Source organism: Bradyrhizobium sp. 137 (assembly GCF_023074095.1).
In the GTDB taxonomy this organism is placed as follows: Bacteria; Pseudomonadota; Alphaproteobacteria; order Rhizobiales; family Xanthobacteraceae; genus Bradyrhizobium.
Map to the genome: position 1 here is coordinate 46,211 of NZ_JADPKU010000030.1, position 20,346 is coordinate 66,556.

At 58.3% G+C, this 20,346-nt stretch carries 15 protein-coding genes and 3 pseudogenes; 9 read left to right on the forward strand and 9 right to left on the reverse strand.

Annotated features, from left to right (window positions below):
* Window positions 1–218: 218 nt before the first annotated feature.
* Window positions 219–392, reverse strand: a complete 174-nt coding sequence (locus tag IVA78_RS05810; RefSeq protein ID WP_247280253.1) for a hypothetical protein — start codon at window positions 390–392, stop codon at window positions 219–221.
* 250 nt (window positions 393–642) lie between these two features.
* Here IVA78_RS05810 and IVA78_RS05815 point away from each other — a divergent pair, with 250 nt between their 5' ends.
* From IVA78_RS05815 to IVA78_RS05825, 3 genes are all read left to right on the forward strand, one after another.
* Entirely contained in the window at window positions 643–1,956 is a 1,314-nt protein-coding gene (locus tag IVA78_RS05815; RefSeq protein WP_247280254.1) for a recombinase family protein, read from the forward strand.
* A gap of 540 nt (window positions 1,957–2,496) precedes the next feature.
* Entirely contained in the window at window positions 2,497–3,348 is an 852-nt protein-coding gene (locus IVA78_RS05820; RefSeq protein WP_247280255.1) for a type IV toxin-antitoxin system AbiEi family antitoxin, read from the forward strand.
* Window positions 3,335–4,249: a nucleotidyl transferase AbiEii/AbiGii toxin family protein gene (locus tag IVA78_RS05825; protein ID WP_247280256.1), complete on the forward strand. Its 915-nt coding sequence runs from the start codon at window positions 3,335–3,337 to the stop codon at window positions 4,247–4,249. The genes IVA78_RS05820 and IVA78_RS05825 overlap by 14 nt, the downstream gene beginning before the upstream one ends.
* A gap of 196 nt (window positions 4,250–4,445) precedes the next feature.
* On the opposite strand, the gene ybgC is transcribed toward IVA78_RS05825, so the two are convergent.
* The 6 genes and pseudogenes from ybgC to IVA78_RS05855 form a co-directional block, all read right to left on the reverse strand.
* Window positions 4,446–4,886, reverse strand: a complete 441-nt coding sequence (ybgC, locus tag IVA78_RS05830) for a tol-pal system-associated acyl-CoA thioesterase (protein WP_247280257.1) — start codon at window positions 4,884–4,886, stop codon at window positions 4,446–4,448.
* An 837-nt stretch (window positions 4,887–5,723) separates the two neighbouring features.
* Window positions 5,724–5,956 (reverse strand): annotated as a pseudogene (locus tag IVA78_RS05835) (ion transporter); the annotation flags it as partial.
* Window positions 5,957–6,207: 251 nt separating this feature from the next.
* Window positions 6,208–8,005, reverse strand: a pseudogene (xoxF5, locus tag IVA78_RS05840) (lanthanide-dependent methanol dehydrogenase XoxF5).
* 1,091 nt (window positions 8,006–9,096) lie between these two features.
* Window positions 9,097–10,602 (reverse strand): CHASE3 domain-containing protein, encoded by a 1,506-nt coding sequence (locus tag IVA78_RS05845; protein ID WP_247416201.1) that lies wholly within the window; start codon window positions 10,600–10,602, stop codon window positions 9,097–9,099.
* Window positions 10,603–10,801: 199 nt separating this feature from the next.
* Window positions 10,802–11,431, reverse strand: coding sequence for a TerC family protein (locus tag IVA78_RS05850; RefSeq protein ID WP_247416199.1), 630 nt, complete (start codon window positions 11,429–11,431; stop codon window positions 10,802–10,804).
* A 97-nt stretch (window positions 11,432–11,528) separates the two neighbouring features.
* Window positions 11,529–11,909 carry a hypothetical protein gene (locus IVA78_RS05855; protein WP_247416196.1) on the reverse strand — a complete coding sequence of 127 codons (381 nt, stop codon included), beginning with the start codon at window positions 11,907–11,909 and terminating at the stop codon, window positions 11,529–11,531.
* Window positions 11,910–12,637: 728 nt separating this feature from the next.
* On the opposite strand from IVA78_RS05855, the pseudogene IVA78_RS05860 reads away from it, so the two are divergent.
* The 6 genes and pseudogenes from IVA78_RS05860 to IVA78_RS05885 all read left to right on the forward strand — a co-directional run bounded on the left by IVA78_RS05860 (window position 12,638) and on the right by IVA78_RS05885 (window position 18,701).
* A pseudogene (locus IVA78_RS05860) lies at window positions 12,638–13,730 on the forward strand (IS5 family transposase).
* Complete coding sequence (locus IVA78_RS05865) at window positions 13,730–14,074, forward strand: hypothetical protein (RefSeq protein ID WP_247280263.1); 345 nt, start codon at window positions 13,730–13,732, stop codon at window positions 14,072–14,074. Before IVA78_RS05860 ends, IVA78_RS05865 begins: the two are co-directional and overlap by 1 nt.
* Before the next feature lie 148 nt (window positions 14,075–14,222).
* Window positions 14,223–14,501, forward strand: a complete 279-nt coding sequence (locus IVA78_RS05870; RefSeq protein ID WP_247416193.1) for a hypothetical protein — start codon at window positions 14,223–14,225, stop codon at window positions 14,499–14,501.
* A 123-nt stretch (window positions 14,502–14,624) separates the two neighbouring features.
* Window positions 14,625–15,209 carry a ubiquinol-cytochrome c reductase iron-sulfur subunit gene (locus IVA78_RS05875; protein WP_247416190.1) on the forward strand — a complete coding sequence of 195 codons (585 nt, stop codon included), beginning with the start codon at window positions 14,625–14,627 and terminating at the stop codon, window positions 15,207–15,209.
* An 84-nt stretch (window positions 15,210–15,293) separates the two neighbouring features.
* The gene (locus tag IVA78_RS05880; protein ID WP_247464801.1) at window positions 15,294–17,021 is read left to right on the forward strand and encodes a methanol/ethanol family PQQ-dependent dehydrogenase; all 1,728 of its coding nucleotides are present in this window, start codon (window positions 15,294–15,296) and stop codon (window positions 17,019–17,021) included.
* A gap of 1,530 nt (window positions 17,022–18,551) precedes the next feature.
* Window positions 18,552–18,701: a hypothetical protein gene (locus IVA78_RS05885; RefSeq protein ID WP_247280266.1), complete on the forward strand. Its 150-nt coding sequence runs from the start codon at window positions 18,552–18,554 to the stop codon at window positions 18,699–18,701.
* Window positions 18,702–18,709: 8 nt separating this feature from the next.
* Here the strand turns inward: IVA78_RS05885 and IVA78_RS05890 are convergent, their stop codons facing one another.
* Complete coding sequence (locus tag IVA78_RS05890) at window positions 18,710–19,771, reverse strand: transposase (protein WP_247459717.1); 1,062 nt, start codon at window positions 19,769–19,771, stop codon at window positions 18,710–18,712.
* A 171-nt stretch (window positions 19,772–19,942) separates the two neighbouring features.
* Window positions 19,943–20,302, reverse strand: coding sequence for a cupin domain-containing protein (locus IVA78_RS05895; RefSeq protein ID WP_247418299.1), 360 nt, complete (start codon window positions 20,300–20,302; stop codon window positions 19,943–19,945).
* Window positions 20,303–20,346 lie beyond the last annotated feature (44 nt).

Consider the following 20,346-nt stretch of genomic DNA (forward strand, 5'->3'; position numbering starts at 1 on the left):
TCCGACATGGAATCGGCTTCCGCCGCTTCTGACATTTCGAGTTCCTGATTGACCTCGCTCGGTCTATGTTCTTATTTTGTTCTCATTGAGTCAAGCAACAAAAAACGCAGATTTACACCCTGGCGGGTCGAAGAGGAAAATGCCGAAACATTCGTCGTCACTGACGCCAACGGAACGAAGGTCGTGTAGGTTCATCATCGCGAGGCCTCGTCACGCTACTAGCTGGGCACGTTGGCCACGGCGCTGACACCGACGAGACCGATCGGGATCCAGCAATGCTGATCGAAGCTGTCGTTGAAGAACGATCGAACCATCGCGCCGACGAAAATCGTGAAATCACACAGACGTGCCCACCGCGACAGGAATGATTTATCCAGAAGCATGCGGCGCAAATCGTAACTGCCGCCCGCCCATAGCGCGGCGCGAAAATTTCCATTAACCCGTGCGGCTGTGTAGTGCGCGCCCCGATACGATCGTCTCGGGAACAGAAGGCGGTCATCCGACCGCGTGGCCTTCTCCGCCGTCAGAGCTGGGACAATCCCGACAATAAGGACGTTTGGCTTGAGTTAGCGCGCGCCATAGGACGGCAAATTGCACGGAGATGAAAAAGACGGTTCGGGACAGCCGATAAGGGGGAACGGCATGACGACAGTATCACCGAAAATGAGGGCCGCACTCTATGCCCGTTATTCCAGCGACATGCAAAAGGCCAGCTCAATTGATGGTCAGCTATTGCTTTGCCGAAAGGTCGCCGAACGCAACAACCTGGATGTTATCGGTGAATTCGTCGACGCCGCGAAGTCTGGTCTTACCGAGGATGCGCGGGATGGCTACCACCGACTTCTCAACGGTGTGCGAAATCATGACTTTGACGTGATTGTCGTCGAGCACTTCGATCGACTATCGCGCGATCCCGCTACGATCCAACGCCTAAAGCAAATTTTCGAGTTCAACGGCGTTGACCTGATGGATCAGAAAGGCATTTACGCGACCGCCACCAATATCAGCATCGCGAGCCTCTACAACACCATCTACAAGCCGCAACTCGCTGAAAAGGTTCGACGCGGGCACGACAACGCCGTGGCGGATGGAAAAATTCCCGGCTCGTATGCGTACGGTTATCGGATGAAGCCTGGCGCACCTGGTGAGCGCTTGATCGACAAGAAGGAGGCGAAGATCGTATTCCGCATTTTCAGGGAATATGTTGCGGGCCGTTCAACCCGAGTGATTGCCGCCGACCTCACCAGCGAAGGCGTGCCCTCGCCCGGTGCCACCCGCCACAAGAACAAGGCCGGGCGCACTACCTGGAATCATCAGTGCATTACGGCCGGTCGTCATGGTCGCGGAATTCTCAGCAATGAGCTGTATATCGGCGAAATACATTGGAATGTTCGTTCGACCATTCTCAATCCGGAGACACAGAAGAAACAAAAGCGCCGCAATCCTGATGAACGCCACCTCTTGGTCAAGAACCCCAAGATGCAGATCGTTCCGCAAGAGCTTTGGGACGCAGCGCAGAAAGTTCGCGGAGAACGTGCAATCCGTAAGTTTGGCCCGACCGGCAAGCCACAGCGCCGGCCACTGATGCCGCGCAATAACGAGCATCCTCTTGCCGGCGTCCTCCGATGCGGCGTTTGTAATGGCCACATGCGAATCGCGCAGTCGTCCCGGAACGGCGCACCACGTGCCGCATGCGCCACCGCGCATAAGCGAGGCGCCTGCGAGCATAGCCGTAGCTTTAACATGGACGTTCTCCTTCGGACCAATGTCGGGGGTCGTCAAGCATGTCGAGAATTGCTTCATCCCGCGAAAACGCACCCGACAGTCGTTCTCTTCCGCGTGCCAGGTTGCGGGACACGGCAGCTGCTTTGGCGGTTTTCAAAATCCAGCGTTCGAGGTCATGCCCGGATAGAATGGCGTGTCGCGACCCGGCATCGTGTTCGAGATAAGATTTGAGGGAGGCGAAGAAGTAATGTGCAGAGGCTTCGAGCGGGCTCAGCGCGCTGTTGTGCTTGGTACAGAGGCATTTTGTCTGGAGAGGCGGCATGATCTTCGTTTCGCCCGCTTCCAGCCAGGGAACGCCTGAGATCGAGAACTCACCGTCGCCCATCAATACGCGGCAGACGGAATCCGAAATGATATGCTCGGCCGAGATGGGGGGAACGCATTATCCCAGCTCCTTCATGTAACATTTTTCGACACGTCCCGTGGCAGGCAGCGCTTTGAGTCCAAGGACTGCGGACGGCTTGTGCCAGCCCTGCCCGTTGAAGCAACAAAGGCGCGCGGTCTTCCCCGAGCTGCATGGACACGGCCCGTCTAAGACGGCTTCCCTTTTTCGCCTCGCTTCACCCATGGCTGCGCATTGGAGATCGAAATGTGATTGGGCGTGCCCCCGCAAGCCGGGTTTTGATCATGAGATTTCTGCATAGTCAGCCTTAGCAAATTTGCAAATCTATAAACTTGCCGTTGGTTTGAAATGTTGCTATATTGCTTAATATGACTGAGCATTCAGGCGGTAAACTAAACCACCTTGAACGTACCCTCCCGGAAGGCCTATTGGTCGATGCTGGGTGGATGACGAAACATGGCTATTCGACAGGTCTGCGCAGCCAGTATGTCTCGGCTGGCTGGCTGGTTCAGCCGACGCGTGGAACTTTCAAGCGTCCGCTTGGCACTCTGACATGGCAGAAGGCCGTCATATCGCTTCAGACGCTGCTTGAGCGCCCCCTGATCGTCGGAGGGCGAACCGCGCTCGAATTGCAGGGCTTCTCGCACTACCTCCGGGCTGAAGGGCCGACCGTCGTTTATCTATATGGTCCCACTGCTCCGCCCAGCTGGCTGTCCAAGCTTCCGCTCAAGGAACGCTTCACATTCCGCAAGAGCACAACGCTCTTCAAAGCCGATCCGGTGACGAAGGGGCTCAAGAACTTCGCCTGGAATGTCCAGAACAATACCGGCGCAGCCGCCGATGAATTCCAGGCAGGCCCATTCAAGCAGATATGGGGCCAGGGCGAATGGCCGCTCACCGTCTCATCGCCCGAGCGCGCGTTGCTCGAACTGCTCGACGAGCTGCCGAATAGCGAGAGCTTCCACCAGGCTGACATGCTTGTTGAGGGCTTGCGCAACCTCAGTCCCCGCAAGCTGCAAAAGCTGCTGGACGATTGCCGAAGCGTGAAAGTCAAAAGGCTGTTCTTCTGGTTTGCCGACCGGCACAACCATTCATGGCTGAAGCAAATAGACCGTGACAAGGTCGATTTGGGGAAAGGAAAGCGCATGCTGGTGAAAGGCGGAAGGCTCGATCCGAAATATTTGATCACCGTGCCGGAGGATCTCAGTGCCCCTGTCTGAACGCTATCGGCATCAGGTTGCGCTGCTAATCGAGACCTTGCCATTCGTTGCGGCGGAAAAGGATTTTGCTCTCAAAGGCGGGACTGCGATCAATCTATTCGTGCGCGATATGCCGCGTTTGTCAGTCGATATCGACTTAACCTACCTGCCTGTCGCCGGCCGGCCGGAATCGCTGGCCGCGATCGATGCGGGCATGAAAAGAATGGCTGTCGCCATTGGCAAGGGAATTCCGGGCGTCAAGTTGAATGAGGTCGTGAACCGCGCGGAAGGCATCGTTACCAAGCTGACACTTCAAAGGGCTGGCGCTCAGATCAAGATCGAAGTCACTCCCGTCCTTCGTGGTTGCGTCTTCGATCCCGAGATGCGATCCGTACGTCCCAACGTCGAGGAGAGCTTTGGTTTTGCGGAGACACAAGTCGTCTCGTTTTTCGACCTCTACGCGGGAAAAATCGTCGCGGCCCTTGACCGTCAACATCCTCGCGATCTTTTTGACATCCACGATCTTCTGGCGAATGAGGGAATCAGCGACGACCTGAGGCGCGCTTTCATCGTCTATCTCATCAGCCATGATCGGCCTATTTCGGAGGTTGTGGCGCCGCGGCGAAAGGATATCCGCCAGGAATTCGAGCACGGCTTCGAGGGTATGACCTCAGATCCGGTCTCGCTGGATGAGCTATTGAGAGCCCGCGAGAACTTGATCGCCGAGGTATCTGGAAAGATGCCGAAGGAGCATCGGGAATTTCTGATCGGATTCAAGCTCGGGAAGCCAGATTGGACTCTGCTGGGCGTCGATGGAGCGGCAGAGCTTCCCGCAGTCCGATGGAAGCAGATCAATCTTGATAAGCTGCGTGCCGCAGATCGCGAAAAGCTTGTGGGTCAGTTGATCGCAGTTCTTAAGTGACTGCATTGTGCTGCATTCGGGTCGTAAGCGGATGGGCATGCAGTAGGGATGTGGAGTAGGCTCGGTCGCTATAGGATAAAGCAGGAGCCCTCATCGTATAATAGCGTAGAGAACTCTGGCTTGCCAACATCGCAACACAGCGCCTTGATTTCATTGGGACGTTGGAGGGCTATAGCGTAAACAAGCGTCGATTTTTCTACGCTCCTCCTATGGCGAACCGCAGCGCCTTCGGGATACGTTGCGCTTTTCCGCCTGAGATAAACGCCGCGCGCACGCGGGCCGTGACCAAAAGATCGTCCCCGCGCCTGCATTCCTGCAGCAGGGTAATCGACGCACCCCTTACCTCTTCTGGAACCGTGACAACTTCAAGTAGGTCGTCCAGGATTGCTGGCTTTAGAAAATCGATACTCATCGAACGGACTACGAAAGCAAAGCCTGGCGCATCTTCCTGCGCTTCTTTGAGGAGCTCTTGCTGATTCGTTCCGAGCAGACGCAAGTAATTTGTTCTGCCGCGTTCCATGAAGCGCAAGAAATTCGCGTGATAAACAATCTGGCCGGCGTCCGTATCTTCGAAATAGATACGGACCTGCATATGATGGCGGCCATCGCGAATTTCGCCGTCAAGAGATACTGGCACAGGGGGATTTCTCTTATTGCACTTCTCGCACTTCGGGGCCGATTGTCTTGCATAGAGGCACCTTCCTCAGCAAGCGCCATCGCTTTGGGTTTGAACTTTGCTTGGGATGCACCTAGAACCACAGTCGCCGGCGAACTTCATCAGAAATGAGTCAGAGCCCAACATTGACCCCACGCTCGATGTATTTTCGGCAATTGTTCAACGGCTTCGCCATTGCCCGCCGGGGTCAACCTTCTTCGGCGCCGACAAGGGGTCAATCAGCGCGCCGAATGACAGGCAGAGCTCGTATGCCATACGCATGTGCCTAAGATAAGCGATCCGGCAGGACATTGCGACTGTTCCCCTGGGAACAACTCGGGCTGGCCAATGGCGGGCTAGTAAGTAGGGGCGTCTAATGAGTACCCGCAGTCGAGCAGTCATTCCTGCTGCTGCTATTCGCAAACGTCTTCAGAGCATCGTTTCTGCACTCGTTGAATTAGAGGAAGTCCGAGCCCGAGTTCTCGCGGCTGAGAAGAGCGCAAAACCAACGAGGCTCAAACAGAAAAGCAAGCGTCCACGCCGAGCCAAGCTTACCGGCCGAAGGCGCTAGTGGCCATCGGCATTGCTTGCGGCCCCCGCGGCCGGCTTCAGGAACGATTGAGTTCGCACTCGGTTCGACTGTTTGTCTTGCGTGCCATCGTCTTGCAAGACCTGTTGCGAACCTTAGCTCCAGCGCGTTCTTTCGCATCGGATTCACAACTTTGAATCCCTGGAATAATTTCTGGGTGCTGTCCTAGTCAGACACCCCTCGTTTGGAGCGATTAATCCCCCAGCACCTGCCGAACAACAGGTGCTCCCTAACGTTCGCAGAATCCGCAGAAAGCCGCCCGCCTCCCCCGCAAGCGGCGCCAAGAAAGATACGATCGCGACTATGTCAGCCCACGTCGCGAGTTGACTGAATGATCGAACCGGGTGCCGGTCGACGAGGAGGCGTGCTGAAAAGTCAGCAAATATCATTCGCCGAATAGTACATCGAGCGTCTCCATGATCTCACTGGGGTGCAGGAATGAGGTCGCGATGATGAACAGCAATCGAGGACGAGTTTCAATTGATGCTTGAAACCGCCATCGATCTTGCGATGCAAGGTTTCGATCCGACCAACGTGCTTCGCGCGTTCGCCTAAGTTGCGGAATTTCATGCCCTGTTCGGAGAGCTATCCCATGCGTTGCGCGTTTACGAAAGCGTTATCAGCCGATCGCTGGAGCCGAACACTATTACGTTCGCAGAGTTGCCCGAGAACTACCGTGGCGGCTGAACACTCGGTTCACAGGGATCGGCTGCGTTAAGGTAATGAGAAAACAGTGATCTGCCCTCCCAGCGTCGTAAAATCGCGTAGCCCAGCGTAGCCCCCAACAGCACCCAAACCCGCAGTTGGCTCGGTAAGACCGGCTGCAAGGCCGATACCGGCCCAGCCGCCGACGCCCGATAGAACGGCAATGTACTGCTTGCCTGCATACTCGTACGTCGTCACGTTTCCAATGATTCCTGAGGGCGTCTTGAACTTGTAAAGCTCGTTGCCCGTCTTCGCGTCGACAGCTTTGAGATACCCTTCGAGTGTGCCGTAGAACACAACGTTTCCCGCCGTTGCTAGTGCGCCGGACCACACTGAGAACTGCTCTTTGTTCGACCAAACGATTTTGCCAGTACGTGCGTCCCAAGCAATGAAGTTGCCCATATGATTCTCGCCACGAGGCGGATACATTGACAGTGTAGCGCCGACATAAGGCTGCCCTGCTGTGTAGCTCACCTTGAATGGCTCGTAGTCCATGCAGACGTGGTTCGTCGGGACGTAGAACAGGCCCGTATCAGGCGAGAATGCGGCCGGCTGTTGGTCTTTGGTTCCAAGTGCAGCTGGGCAGATCCCAGTCACATTCACATCCTCCTGCCGCGTACTAAATTTCGGATCCACGAGCGGACGACCGTAAGTCTGCGACCGCTTGTCCATGTCGATCTTCGTCGCCCAGTTTACCACGGGATCATATTTTTCCGCGACCAGGAGCTCGCCGCTGCCGCGATCGAGGGTGTAGGCGAATCCATTTCTGTCGAAGTGAACGAGCAGATTCCGAGGTGTACCCCCGATGGTCTGGTCAACAAGGATCATTTCGTTGACACCATCGTAGTCCCACTCGTCGTGGGGTGTCATCTGATACACCCATTTTGCCACTCCGGTGTCGACATCTCGCGCGAAGATGGTCATTGACCATTTGTTGTCACCTGGTCGTTGGCTTGGATTCCACGTTCCTGGATTGGCGGAGCCGTAATAAATTAGGTTGAGCTCAGGATCGTATGAGTACCATCCCCAAGTGGTCGATCCGCCGAGCTTCCACTGTTCACCTTGCCAGGTCTTGAGGCTCGAGTCCGGGCCGACCGGTTTGCCGAGCTCTGTTGTTTTTTGCGGGTCGATGAGAATCTCATTGTCCGGACCGATCGAGTACGCACGCCACGCCTGTTTCCCAGTTTTTACGTCGTACGCGGTTTAGCGAACCACGAACCGCAAACTCGCCGCCAGAGATGCCGACGAATACCTTGTCCTTGATCACCATGGGAGCCGATGTTCCGGTCTCACCCTTTGACGGATCACCATTTTTGACCGACCAAACCGGCTGGCCGCTCTTTGCGTCTAGGGCCACCAGCGTCGTATCGGCTTGGTACAAGAATATCTTCCCGTCGCCGTATGCCGCTCCGCGATTGACGGTGTCGCAGCACATAACGGGAATCACGTTTGGGTCCTGTTTTGGCTCGTATTTCCAGAGAATTTTGGCGTCGTTGTCGAGATCAAGCGCATACAGTGGATTCGGAAATGGTCCATGCACATACATGACATTGCCGATCACCAGCGGTCCGCCCTCATGCCCGCGCAGGACACCAGTCGAAAACGTCCACGCAACCTTTAGCTTGGCCACATTGTCAGAGGTAATCTGCTTGAGTTGGGAATAGCGGTGGTTGGCGTAGTTGCCAGTCGGCATCACCCAGTCTTTCGGGTTCTGCGACATCCTAAGAAGTTCGTCGCTGGCAACTGCCGCGCCGGCGGCCAATATCGCCGCTGTGCCTACGCAGAGCTTAAGGAGCAAATCGCGCATTAGAGACCCTCCCTATTGCACTTGTCAGGTCTGCCGGCCGCTGCAGCCGTACCGTAGCGGCAACGCCGAGTGCCGCACGTCGGGGGGTGTACTGCCATTTTTCGCACTCCGGCAGGCGCATTTTTGTCGCGCGACAAAGTTTCTTCAAACAATAAGAACGAGTCGTCAGTCATTGGTACCCTCCGAGAAAGGACACGGCATCATCGCATCGAGGCGGCTGTAGAGGGCATTGCATTCCTCCGAACCCGTTCGGCAAACGCCGGCTAGTCCGCCGAAGGTATCCAGAAAGAGGAAATGGCAATCCCCCTGGCCAATCCAAGACGCGCTGCTCGTTTGGGTGTTTGCCATCGGCCTGATGGGCGTCGGAGCGTGTCCGGCCTCGTCGACAAGCGTCAATGGTCCCGTTCGTCAGCGTTGTCTGCTAAGTTCTATGTCTCGTCCCCGCGCGACGATCATGCCTCGAATTGCGGGCGAGGGCAGCCGATCTGACCCTGATAGCGCAGTAGAGGTGCAGGCGGACCCTCCATCGAAGTCGCGCGCCCGCCAAGTGGATCGTGGTCTGCGGCAGCCCCGTCTGGAGGCTTCTGAACTACTCGCCTGGGCGACCTCCTATCCCGAATCGAGCCGAGTGGAGGCGCTTTCGCCCGGCATATTTCGGCCGCAGCCCCAGCGTGCCGAAACTCAGTTGTAAAAGATCAGTGGCAAGCAGCTGTAGGTCCAGCAGAACAGGGTGGCCAAGCCGCCCAGAACGATGATGTCTTCAGTCATGTCGAGTGCTGCCATTTCCGGGTATCGATCGACAGAATTTGCGAAGGCTAAGATCAGGACCAGAGGACGAGCACAACGGCAACGCGCCGGACACGAAGGCGGCGACACGCTCGGTTGTGCCGAAGCAACCGTTCTACCGAGGCTTAGGCGCGCGCCAGCCTTCATTTCTAATCTGAGGACCTGGTAGATCACAGTCGGTGTGATTGGAGCCGAGCGCTAAGAATCGGAGCAGGGGAAGACGTTGTTTTGGAGGAGCTAGCCCAAATCGGCGCACCACTCAATCTCCAAGCATAGGCCCAGCCCACTGGCTCTGGCCAAACGGCCTAGTCCTGGTGGGGAGCGAGGGTGAACTGGAAGACGGCCCCCCGAGGCTTATTCCTCGTGACCCACAACTGGCCGCCATGAGCTGCGATGATCGACCGACAAATGGCCAGGCCCATCCCTAAGCCGTGCGATTTGGTCGTGTAGAACGCTTCGAAAACGAGTTCTTCACTCGTCGGGTCGAGCCCCGGGCCCGAGTCTCGCACGGAGACGCGTACATCACCCGCAACATCCCTTTCGGTACTGATCTGCAGCTCCCGCCAGCCATCCTCAACGCTGTTCACGGCGTCGATGGCATTGAGGATCAGATTCAGGAGCACCTGCTGCAGCTGAATGCGCTCACCTTCGATCTGCGGCAGGTCCTCCGCCAGTTGCGTCTGTAGCGAAATCTCATGCCTCACCGCCTCGCTTCGGACCATAGCGACGACGTCCAGGACGGCTTCGTTGAGGTCGAGGCGGCTTTTGGGTACCGGCGCTTTCCTGACCATAGAGCGGATACGGTCGACGATCTCGCCAGCTCGTCGGCTATCTGCGACAATGTGCTCGAGGGACTCGCGGGTCTTATTTAGATTGGGCGGGTTAGCGCCGAGCCAGTTCAAGGCGGCGTCCGCATTGGTGAGCACAGCCGAGATCGGCTGATTGACTTCATGGGCAATCGAAGCCGTCAGCTGCCCAATCGTCGCGACACGACTGACATGAGCGAGTTCGACCTGGGTCTTTTGCCGTTCCATGACAGCCTTCTTGAAAACTTCGACCGCACCCGCCATCGCGCCGATTTCGTCACGCCGATCAATCCCGGGCACGTCGATGCTAGTGTCGCCCTTTGCGAGTGCGGTCATGGCGCCGGTCATTCGGGTGATCGGCGTCGCGATAACGCGCGTCAGTAGGATGCCCATCAATACCGCAATCAGGAGCGAGGCTGCGGCGCCCAGCGCGGTCGCCGTGTATGCAGTGGCGTACGCCTGCTTCTGCACGGCGTCACGCCTGGCCAACAGATCGCGCTCAGCCTTCTCGATTTCATTTGCCTTGGCACGGATTGCATCCATGGCAGCTTTGCCGGTCGCCCCCTCCAACGTGCGCGCCTCCTCGCGAGTCGCGGGATTCGCCATCAGCGCGATCTCGCGCTCGGCGGTCTCGATGCGCCACATAGTCGCCAACTTGTTCAATTCATCAAGCCGGTGTTGCTGGTCCTGGTTATCCGATGTCTGTGCTCTAAGTTTCCGGATCGCCGCGATGAACTTGTCGCCGCCCTCGCGGTATGGATCCAAGAATTTCTCATCGCCGCTGATCAAATAACCGCGCAAACTCGTTTCTTGATCAAGCGCTGCGGCCACCGCCATCTCTAGCGTGTCCAACACGTCAGTGGTATGGACACGCCAGTTTTTGGCCTCTTCGATCACGCCAAGTCTGTCATATACGATTGCGCCACTCACAAATATGACGGCTATCACGGCTGCAAACGCGGCCATCAATTTGTGCAAGATCAGTAAATTCGAGAAAGGGGACACGTGACCCTCAACGCCGAAATCCGCGACCAACCAGCTGGCTAACTCAAGATTGCTCCCAAGCGGTGGCATTCGCAAGAATTTGGCATGGGGCTGTGATAGGGGCAAAGCAGTGCAGCCTTCCCCTGAGTGGAGCATACAGCATCTCGTCGGACAACTGGGAAATTCTAGGCATGCGGTGCCGTCAGACACAACAGGGCCCTCATACCGATGCGACCTTCATGATCTCCAATGTTCCGCGCCAGATCATCTCCACTGCCACATAGAGAATGACGGCCAGTCCGACGTAAGCGAGCCATCGATGAGTTTGCAGAAGGCCGGCAATGAAAGAAGCGGCCAGGCCCATCATCGCGATGGAAAGCCCCAAGCCGAAAATCAAGACTACTGGATGATCGCGTGCCGCCCCTGCGACGGCAAGGACGTTGTCGAGAGACATGGAAGCGTCGGCCACGATAATCTGCCAACTCGCTTGGAAGAGCGTTTTGCGAGGTTTGCTTTCTGCAATGGCCCCTATGGTCCCTTTCCAAACAGTTGACCCTGCGGGAGACGTGCGCAACTCTCGCCACATTTTCCAACATACCCACAGCAACAGGATCCCGCCAGCGAGCAGAAGGCCGACGATCTGCAGGATTTGCGTGGCTATCCCCGCTAAGAGAAGACGCAGTATCGTCGCGGCGACGATCCCGATCAAAATGGCCTTGGATCGTTGCCCTTGAGGAAGTCCCGCTGCAGCAAGGCCGATGACGATGGCGTTATCACCAGCGAGCACAAGGTCAATCAGAACGACCTGCACGAGTGCGCTAAGAACATCCGTATGAAGATGGTCTATCAAGGGTCATGGCCCCAGGTTCGGCTCCGAGCGAGGCGCGTATTTATCTGCCAGCCCGACCCATTCGAGTCACCTCCAGAGCCCCAATACAGATCCAGTTCTAGTCCATCGCGGCTCGATCGCTAAGGTATCTATCTCCGGCAGCGGCGTCCGAATGCGGTCCAGCGGTCTGCCCGAAAAGCAGTGCTACCTGATCTGGCTCGCCAAAAATCGCTGCGGCGCAACCGATCATTGTGAACGCACCTGCGATATCCCACAGAGAAATTTTGCCTACCGTTGCAGTCCCTGACTTTGCCAGGGCCAAGAGCGCGGTGATCATCGCATCCGAAAAAAACAGAAGACTCAGCGCTGGTAAGACGAGTTGCCATTCCAGCAGGAATATTATCAAAAGGGCCGGAGCCGCGACCAGCATGCTCAACAGCACGAAGATGCAGAATGTCTCTCGCCAAGGAGCATTCCAACTTGCATGAGAAGCGATCATTCGATCCTCCTGCATACGAGCATCTCATAGGGCCACTTACTTTGTGGAACCACCCTGGTCCAGTTGGCTGTTCTTTTGGTTCTTGCAGCTAATGTTTTTTGGTCCTACTGCGCCGCCCCTCAATCAGCGTAAGAACGCCAGCGGTCATTACGGCAACAACGACGATGGCTGCCAGCCCCTCGACCGAGGCCAGGGACTCAAACCACTTGATCCAAAGCTCAATCATGTGCTGGCCCCTCTGAAGAGCGCACCCACGATCGTAAAATTGCCTCTTTAAAGACGACCAGTGCAATCAGAAAGACAATGCTACGCATTGTCGCGCGCGTTTTAACCGCGCGGCAAGATGACCGCGAGCCGTTAGCACGCACACCCCCCTTCTATTGGAACGTGGCGGCGCGAGTGCAGGTGGGTGGTTCGACGCCCTCAAAACCGAGAAGTTCGGTGGCGTTGCGGCCTGATCACCCACAGGACGCGCGCCCGTCAAAACATCGCCGGCGACGGCTGAGCCCGGAAGTGTCGAGGTGCCGCTGCATCGCTGTTCGCTACGCTAATGTCCTTACCTGATGCCGACCACCGATTAGAAGCCGCCGGGCACGTCGGACACCTCCAAGCGCGGCGATCGCGCATGCCGCCGCCGGAACGTCGCTCTAAACAGGCTGTTGAAAAAGGCGCTCGTCGTGGACCAACGATCGTGATTCATTGGCTCCGACGAGATTCGTGGATGGTGTGTGCGCGGCGGCGACAATCGAACGGGTGAGCTGTTTAGCTACGTTGATCTGGAGGCGCGGGTGCGGCGTGATCATCCGCTGCGAGCGATCCGGACGATCGTGAACGAGGCGCTGGCGGTGCTGGAGCGCGAGTTTGCCGCGCTCTATTCGCCGATTGGGCGGCCGTCGATCCCGCCGGAGAAGCTGCTGCGGTCGATCCTGTTGCAGGCGTTTTATTCGATCCGCTCCGAGCGGCTTCTGATGGAGCGGCTAGAATACGACCTCCTGTTCCGCTGGTTCGTCGGAATCGGCGTTGACGACGCGGCCTGGGACCATTCGGTGTTCTCGAAGAACCGCGACCGGCTGCTGGAAGGCGACATCGCGGCGAAGTTCCTGGCAGCGGTGCTGGCGCAGCCCAGGGTGAAGAAGCTTCTATCGAGCGATCACTTCTCGGTCGATGGCACGCTGATCGAGGCCTGGGCCTCGATGAAGAGCGTCAGGCCGAAGGACAGCTCTGGCGAGCCGCCGGCGCAAGGCGGTGGCCGCAATGCCGAGGCGGACTTCCATGGCCAGAAACGCTCGAACGCCACCCATGCTTCGACTACCGATCCCCGATGCCAGGCTCTACCGCAAGGGCAACGGCAAGGAGACAAAGCTGTGCTTCATCGGGCACGGGCTGATGGAGAACCGCCACGGCCTGCTCATCGACGCCTGCCTCACGCTGGCGGACGGGCATGCCGAACGGGTGGCGGCGCTGCACATGATCGAGCCTTATGCCGACCGGCCGACGGCGATCACGCTCGGCGCCGACAAAGCCTACGATGCAGAAGACTTCGTCAATGAGTTGCGCTCGATGAACGTCACGCCGCATGTTGCGCAGAACACCAGCGGCCGCAGCTCGGCGATTGACGGGCGAACGACCCGGCACGGCGGCTATGCCGTCAGCCAGCGCATCCGCAAGCGGATCGAGGAGGCATTCGGCTGGATCAAGACGGTCGCCGGGCAAGAGAAGACCAGCTTCCGTGGCCGTGATCGCGTCGCATGGGCCTTTACCTTCGCTGCCACCGCCTACAATCTGGTGCGACTGCCCAAGCTGATCGCGGAGACCGGCTGATGGCCAAGGTGCCCGGCTTCGCCAAGGCCTTTGCCGGCCGCTGGCGCATCGTCGAGATGGACGTCTGGGACAGCGACTTCCTCGATCTTGTCGAAGAGGCGCATCTCACCTTCGAGGGCAAGTCCGATGGCGAAATCGCCTTTGGGGCTCTCAAGGGCTTCCTCGACGTCCGCTACGGCGCGCGAGACGGTTCGGCCTGTGCGGAGTTCTCATGGGAAGGGCACGACGAGAATGACCCTGCCTGCGGTCGCGGATGGGTCATGATCGGCACTGCGGGCAGGCTCGTCGGCCACTTCTACATCCACAATGGCGACGACTCAGCCTTCGTTTGCGAACGCGGATGAGTTCTTCAACAGCCTGCTAAAGCCGGGTCTACTCGCCCGCCTTGTGCGGTATCGCCTTTTCGCAAATACGGCTGATGAGCGAGGAAACTTTTGCGGGCCGGTGCGTTCGTTGTCGTACAAAGTGCGCGCTGCGATGGGGAGGACTGCTATGCGAACCACAATCGTTGCGATGCTTGTAGCTGTTGGAATTACGTTCGCCTTACCGGGGCTGGCCCAGCAGCCGACGGCACCGAACCCGCAGATGCAGGAGGAGGCGGACAAGGGCATCAAGACCCGCCAGTCCGGCGAGTCCGGCTATGTCGGTGAGCAGGAAAAGCCAGGTGCTTCTGCTCATCCCCCTGGAAAGACTGACACTGCTGCGCCGACAACCGGCTCGACCAGTGGCACCTCCACGGGGGCGCCAGGTAGCGGCGAAAAGCAGCGGTGAGCTGAGCCTCGCCAAGGCAGGCGCGACCGCGCGCCTGCCCTGTAGTCCATTGCTCTTGCGTCTCGCTCGAGAAGACACACGTGCCTGACTTCGAGGCTCTACAGTGGGGCTAGAGACGGACCAATGCGAAGTCCGAAGCAAACGCGACGGTCGCTTTTTTTCGCCACGCTCGGAGCGTTTCTAACGGTGAGGAGGTTCGCTGCGGCGCAGGAAGACCAGCCCGGCAGCAGCGATCGGCCGAGGAAAGGCGACCTTCTTGTGGTCTCAGAGGGTGACCGCGCCGGCGGCATCATCGTGCCCGATGACGTGAGGCTCGGTGAGGCGCCGCTGCATGCCTGGCCAAAGGACGCAAAGACTTCGGTTGTCCGCAACGGCTCGCGGCTGAACGAAATCCTTCTCATAAGGCTTGATCCCGGGGAGATGGACGAGGAGACGCGCTCGCGCTCCACGCAGGGCATTGTAGCCTATTCGGCGATCTGTACTCATGCCGGATGTGCTGTCACCGGCTGGCTGAAATCCGAGGCCGGCGACAACGACGTGCTCAAATGTTTTTGTCACAATTCCGAGTTCGATCCGCGGGAAAGCGCGCAAGTCGTGTTCGGACCCGCGCCCCGGCGTTTGGCAGCGCTGCCGCTTGCAACCGCCGACGGCTCGCTCACCATCGCTGCAGCATTCGTTGGAAAGGTAGGTGCTCAACAAGGAGGGTGACGAGTAGTCGCATCGGATTCCCGTGCCACAGTTGGTCGCATTATTTATGGTCGGCAAGAGAAAGAGCTTAGGGAGATGACGTCCATGACCAAAAGGCAATGGCTATTGTCCGGTTGTGTTGCGTGCACGACCTTTTTCTCGGCCGCCGCATTCGGCGGGCCGATTGAAAATTACAGTCCAGTGACACAAGCCAGGCTGGAAAATCCGGAACCTAGTAACTGGATGCTGTACCGACGCACCTACGACGGGCAGGGCTACAGTCCGCTCGAGCAGATCAACACCTCCAACGTCAAGAATCTCAGGCCGGTGTGGACCTTCTCCACCGGTGTAATCGAGGGCCACGAGGCGCCCCCGATCGTTAACAACGGGGTGATGTTCGTCACCACCCCGATGGGACAGGTAATCGCCCTGAACGCCAAGACCGGCGAAGAGTATTGGCGCTACAAGCGCCAGCTACCGGATGATTTGTTCCAGCTGCATCCGACCAATCGCGGCGTCGGTCTGTGGCAGGACAAGCTCTATCTGGCCACAACCGATGATCACGTGGTTGCCCTCGATGCGAAGACCGGCAAGGTGGTCTGGGACACCAAAGTCCAGGACTATAAGAAAGGTCAGTATCTCACCCTGATGCCTCTCGTCATCGACGGTAAAGTCATCGTCGGCGGCTCTGGCGGTGAGCTCGGCGTCCGTGGTTACGTCGTGGCCTTTAACGCAGATAACGGCAAGGAGCTGTGGCGCACCTTCACCATTCCAGCGCCCGGTGAACCCGGCAGCGAAACCTGGACGGGCGACGACTGGAAGACCGGCGGCGGATCGGCTTGGATGACCGGCAATTACGATAAGGACACCAGGACCATCTACTGGGGCATTGGCAATGCTGCGCCGTGGCCGGGGGACGCACACCCGGGTGACAATCTCTATACGAGCTCCGTGCTCGGCCTCGATCCCGATACCGGTAGGATCAAGACACATTTCCAGTACCATCAGAACGACTCCTGGGACTGGGACGAAGTAGAGGCGCCGATACTGGTCGACCTGCAAAGAGATGGCCGCACGGTCAAGAGCCTGATCCATCCGGGCCGCAACGCCATCTTCTGGATCTTGGAGCGTAAGCCGGACAAGATCAGCTACGTAGCCGGCTGGCCCTATGTTCATACAGACGTCTGGAAAGGCATCGAGCCCGAGACCGGCAAGCCGATTGTCGACCCTGCGCACAAGCCGGTGATCGGCAAGCGGGTCGAGTTCTGCCCGTCACTGTGGGGCGGCAAGGACTGGCCTTCGGCGGCCTATAGCCAGAGGACCAAGTACGTCTATGTGCCGGCCAACGAGAACACCTGCGGCGGCTTCACCGGCGAGAAGGTTGCGCTGAAGCCTGGCGAACTATGGCTTGGCACCAAGCCTGAGGACATCGGTCTGACGCTCCGTCCCGGCGCCACACACATTGGCGAATTGCAGGCTTGGGATCCCGCAACCGGCAAGAAAGTCTGGTCTCACAAGTTCCCGAAATCGCAACTGTTCGGTTCGGTACTGGCGACCGCGGGCGATCTCGTCTTTGTCGGCGGGACCAACGATCGCAACTTCCGCGCTTTCGATGCGAAGAGCGGCGAACTCTTGTGGGAGCTGAAGACCAACTCAGGCATCATGGGCATGCCGGTATCCTATGAGGTGGATGGCACCCAGTATATCGCGATCCAGTCCGGCTGGGGCGTTGACGCGCAACGCATCCAGGATGCGCTCGCCACCCAGAACGTCGGGGTTGAAAACAACGTGCCGCAAGGCGGGGTGGTCTGGGTATTCGCTGTGCAGAAATAGCCGCGCCACGACGCGATGAGCGGCGGACAGAAACGTCCGTCGCTTCCGTGGCGAGCAGCCACTTTGCTGAGCCGGAATGGCAAGCGGTATGACAAACAGGCGAGCGTTACGTGCTGACGCCCGAAGCGAACCGGTTGTTGCTTTAATGCGCTTCTCGGAAGCTCCAGCTCCCATGCCAACGGCAAGCAGCGTCACCACCTGCGCTGCCCTTGAATGTCGCTCCGCAGTTAAAAGTCCTTGATCTTCATGCGTTGGCCCTTCTTGCCAAGAGACTGTTAAACCTGGCGCGGGCGCCCGCGATATAAATATCAGCGCCAAGGTATGCATCATGAATGACCATCCCGCAGTCGCGATTTGTTTTGCGAGGCGCCCCGGACATCAAAATGGGAAGGATGTAGGGGCTGAGATAGCCGCCTATGCTTCCCTAGGCGGCCAATTTCGGCCGACACTCGACATCTGAGATATAGCTATGAGGCGACCAATTCGACGCGAATGACCCGTAGAAAATCAGGACGAAAAGAACAAAAATAAAAATGGTAGCGGCGGCAACGGCGGTGATGATGGGCTTGGCGAGCTTGGGCTCGATCCGTTGCTTATCGCGCTGTTGAAAAAGATACCGACATCCGGTGACTGGCCTGCCGCCCAACGCGTCCGCTGGTTTCGAACGTTCGCAATGAACGTCTCTCAGGTCTATGATCTGGATAGCGACCCGGTCGAAATGAAGATTGAGCTAGAGGCCGCCAACTGAGGCGCCTTACTCTTGGGTCTCGCGCCACATCTGCTGGCCACACTGGCATCTATAGATGCGCACGGTGCCGCCAGTTCGGGGATTCAGGAGTTTTTGCAGCAGTGGGGGGTTGACTGCACAGCGGTCACACTTGATCTGACTGTCTGTGGGAGAAGGCAGGTCTCGCGCCGACTGGAGGGACATAGCTCTCGCTCCGAACCAAGGCGGGAGCGCTGTGATGTCTCTCGGTCACCGATAGCTGCCATTAAGGGATCGCGCGGTGATGCAATACCTGTACGCCTACAATCCGGTCCTGGCTATAGGAAAGCGCCAAATTGGGCCACCCCCCAAATCAAATTAGGCCACTGAGCCCGGAAACAGGCCACAACCCTCCCTCGAAAGACGAGACGGCCGAGGCGGAACCACCGCCACAGAGTCGAGACGGCGATTTGGCGCGCCGGTCCGCTGGGACTGCGAAGGCACGAATTGCTCAGCCGAGTCAGCAGCACAACCAGAGCTTCGCTGCAGCCTGAGCTGCACCGTGAGGCCGGTAGGCTGGTGTGCGTGATGGGAAGAAAGCTTGGGTGCAAGCTGTCGTCGGCCGGCTGCGTTGGGATCATCGGGCAGTCGCGCTGCTACAGCATGCTCCGCAAAAGCGCGAAGCAGTTTACCGAAAGATCGCGCATAAGCAACAATCTCAAGCGCGATGACGATTCAATCCGAATCGCCTCGCGCTTTAGTCGCGTGTTCGCGGTGGCAGCGACGGTCGGGACACTCACCGCCCCTTTCGCCACCCAGAGCGCGTGAATCGCGTCAACGCCTACTTCGAGGCTTTCCGCTCCGGCGACGAGTACGACGTGGATGCGATCACTCACGTGATGGCCTGCACCTCGCATTTTCCTGGGACGTTCCTGGCGAACTGGGAGTCACCCGAGAACGAGGTGCATATTTGATACTCGGATCAGTGCGGCGGTCTTCGACCGGTTCGCCGCAGCGGCGTCACCGCTGCCGGCTCATCCTTGGCGACGCCATTAGCAAACGAAGCGACGAGACTTGCGTGGGCCCGCTCGATCCATGGGATGAGGCCCGCCTCGGTCTTGCGTCGGATCATCAGGTGGAATTCGGCAATGATCTCGCGTGCCTCGACCAGGGTTGGTACCCCGGCTTCGATTGCCGCTACCGTGACGGTCTCCGCTTTCGTTAGCAAGTCCCGGCCGATTGTCATTAGCCGCGCGATCGTCCTGGCAGACGGAATCCTCTGAAGATTTCGCGCGTCGGCCTTTTCAGCCTGTCGTCTGCGAGTTGCCCATTCGCTGATGACGCGGAGCGAGCCTCGGAAGCCACGCGCTGCTAAGCGGCGCCAAAGTTCAGCTCCATTTGCGGCAGCCGGACGCCCATTGATCGTCGAACCACGGCAAGTGCATATCCAACGAACTTTTCCGGGTTCGGAAGTCGTCGTGACGTTCGCCGCGGACCACCTGTCGCACCAGCTTCCTGCTATGGCCGGTTTGACGCACGCTCTGCTTGATAGGTAGCCATTATTCGACAGAGTCAGGGTAGCCGCGTTGGTCTCCTCGCGGCGCAGATAGCCCTCATACTGGAGGCGCTCAGCGGCCGTGAGCAGCTTGGGACCGATCGTGGTCGCACCGATGACGATGCGTATCTGGCGCATCGACTTGCGCACGGAATCGAGGAAAGCCCGACTGGCGTTCTCCATCAGATGCCAACGATCGGCGACCTGCACCGTGCGGCAGGGCCTTTGCTGCTGCTTCGCCATATCCCCCGCCACGATCGCGGGCGACGATTGCGACGTGGGATGAGCCCAGGCTTGAGCGGTCGCTGGTTCACGATCCGGCAGCAGGGTGACCACCCGGCGCCTTTCCAGGTTGCAGATGATGCTCGCGTATCGGTGATTGCGCCGCCAAGCCCAGTCATCAATGCCGATAACCCTTAGCGGGCCAGCTGGGGGATGGCTACGGCGCCGAACTACCCGAAGAAGCGTATCTTTGCTCACCGGCAGCATTAGCCGCTTTGCAAAGCCTGCTGCCGGTCGACCGCCAAGCGCCAGACCGAGGTGATGGACTAGAAGCTGGACCGGTAATGTGCCTCAGCGCAAGCGGCAAAATCACTCATTCCTTCAGGACAGCGGGACACCGCATCCGCGCGGCGTCCTGCTCATCATGAATTGAGCCAGTCAATGCGCCGGCTCGACAAGCGGCTTGCCTTTGTCGACGATGTGGACAGTCAGCATTTTGAGGGTTTTGTCCCCTGCGATCTTGAACCCGGCGTGAGGGACATCCCGTTTGTTGATGGAGACCCTGCCGGCGGGGAACGACACTTCTTTGCCGTCAGGAAGCGATAATGTGGCGCCGTCGAGAACGTACACGGCCTCTTCTCCATGGTGAGTATGTCTAGGCAGCTCGTTTCCCGGCGGCACGTCGACCACGCTGACGATAATCTCCATATCGGTGCCTGTCAGATCGGCGCGCTTCAGCTCTTGGCGGTTTGACTGTGCGGATGCGGAGACGGTGAGAGCGAAGATCAATGCAGTCACTAGACGAGTCCTATTCTCCCGCTGAAATGGCGCTCGAGGGCGCC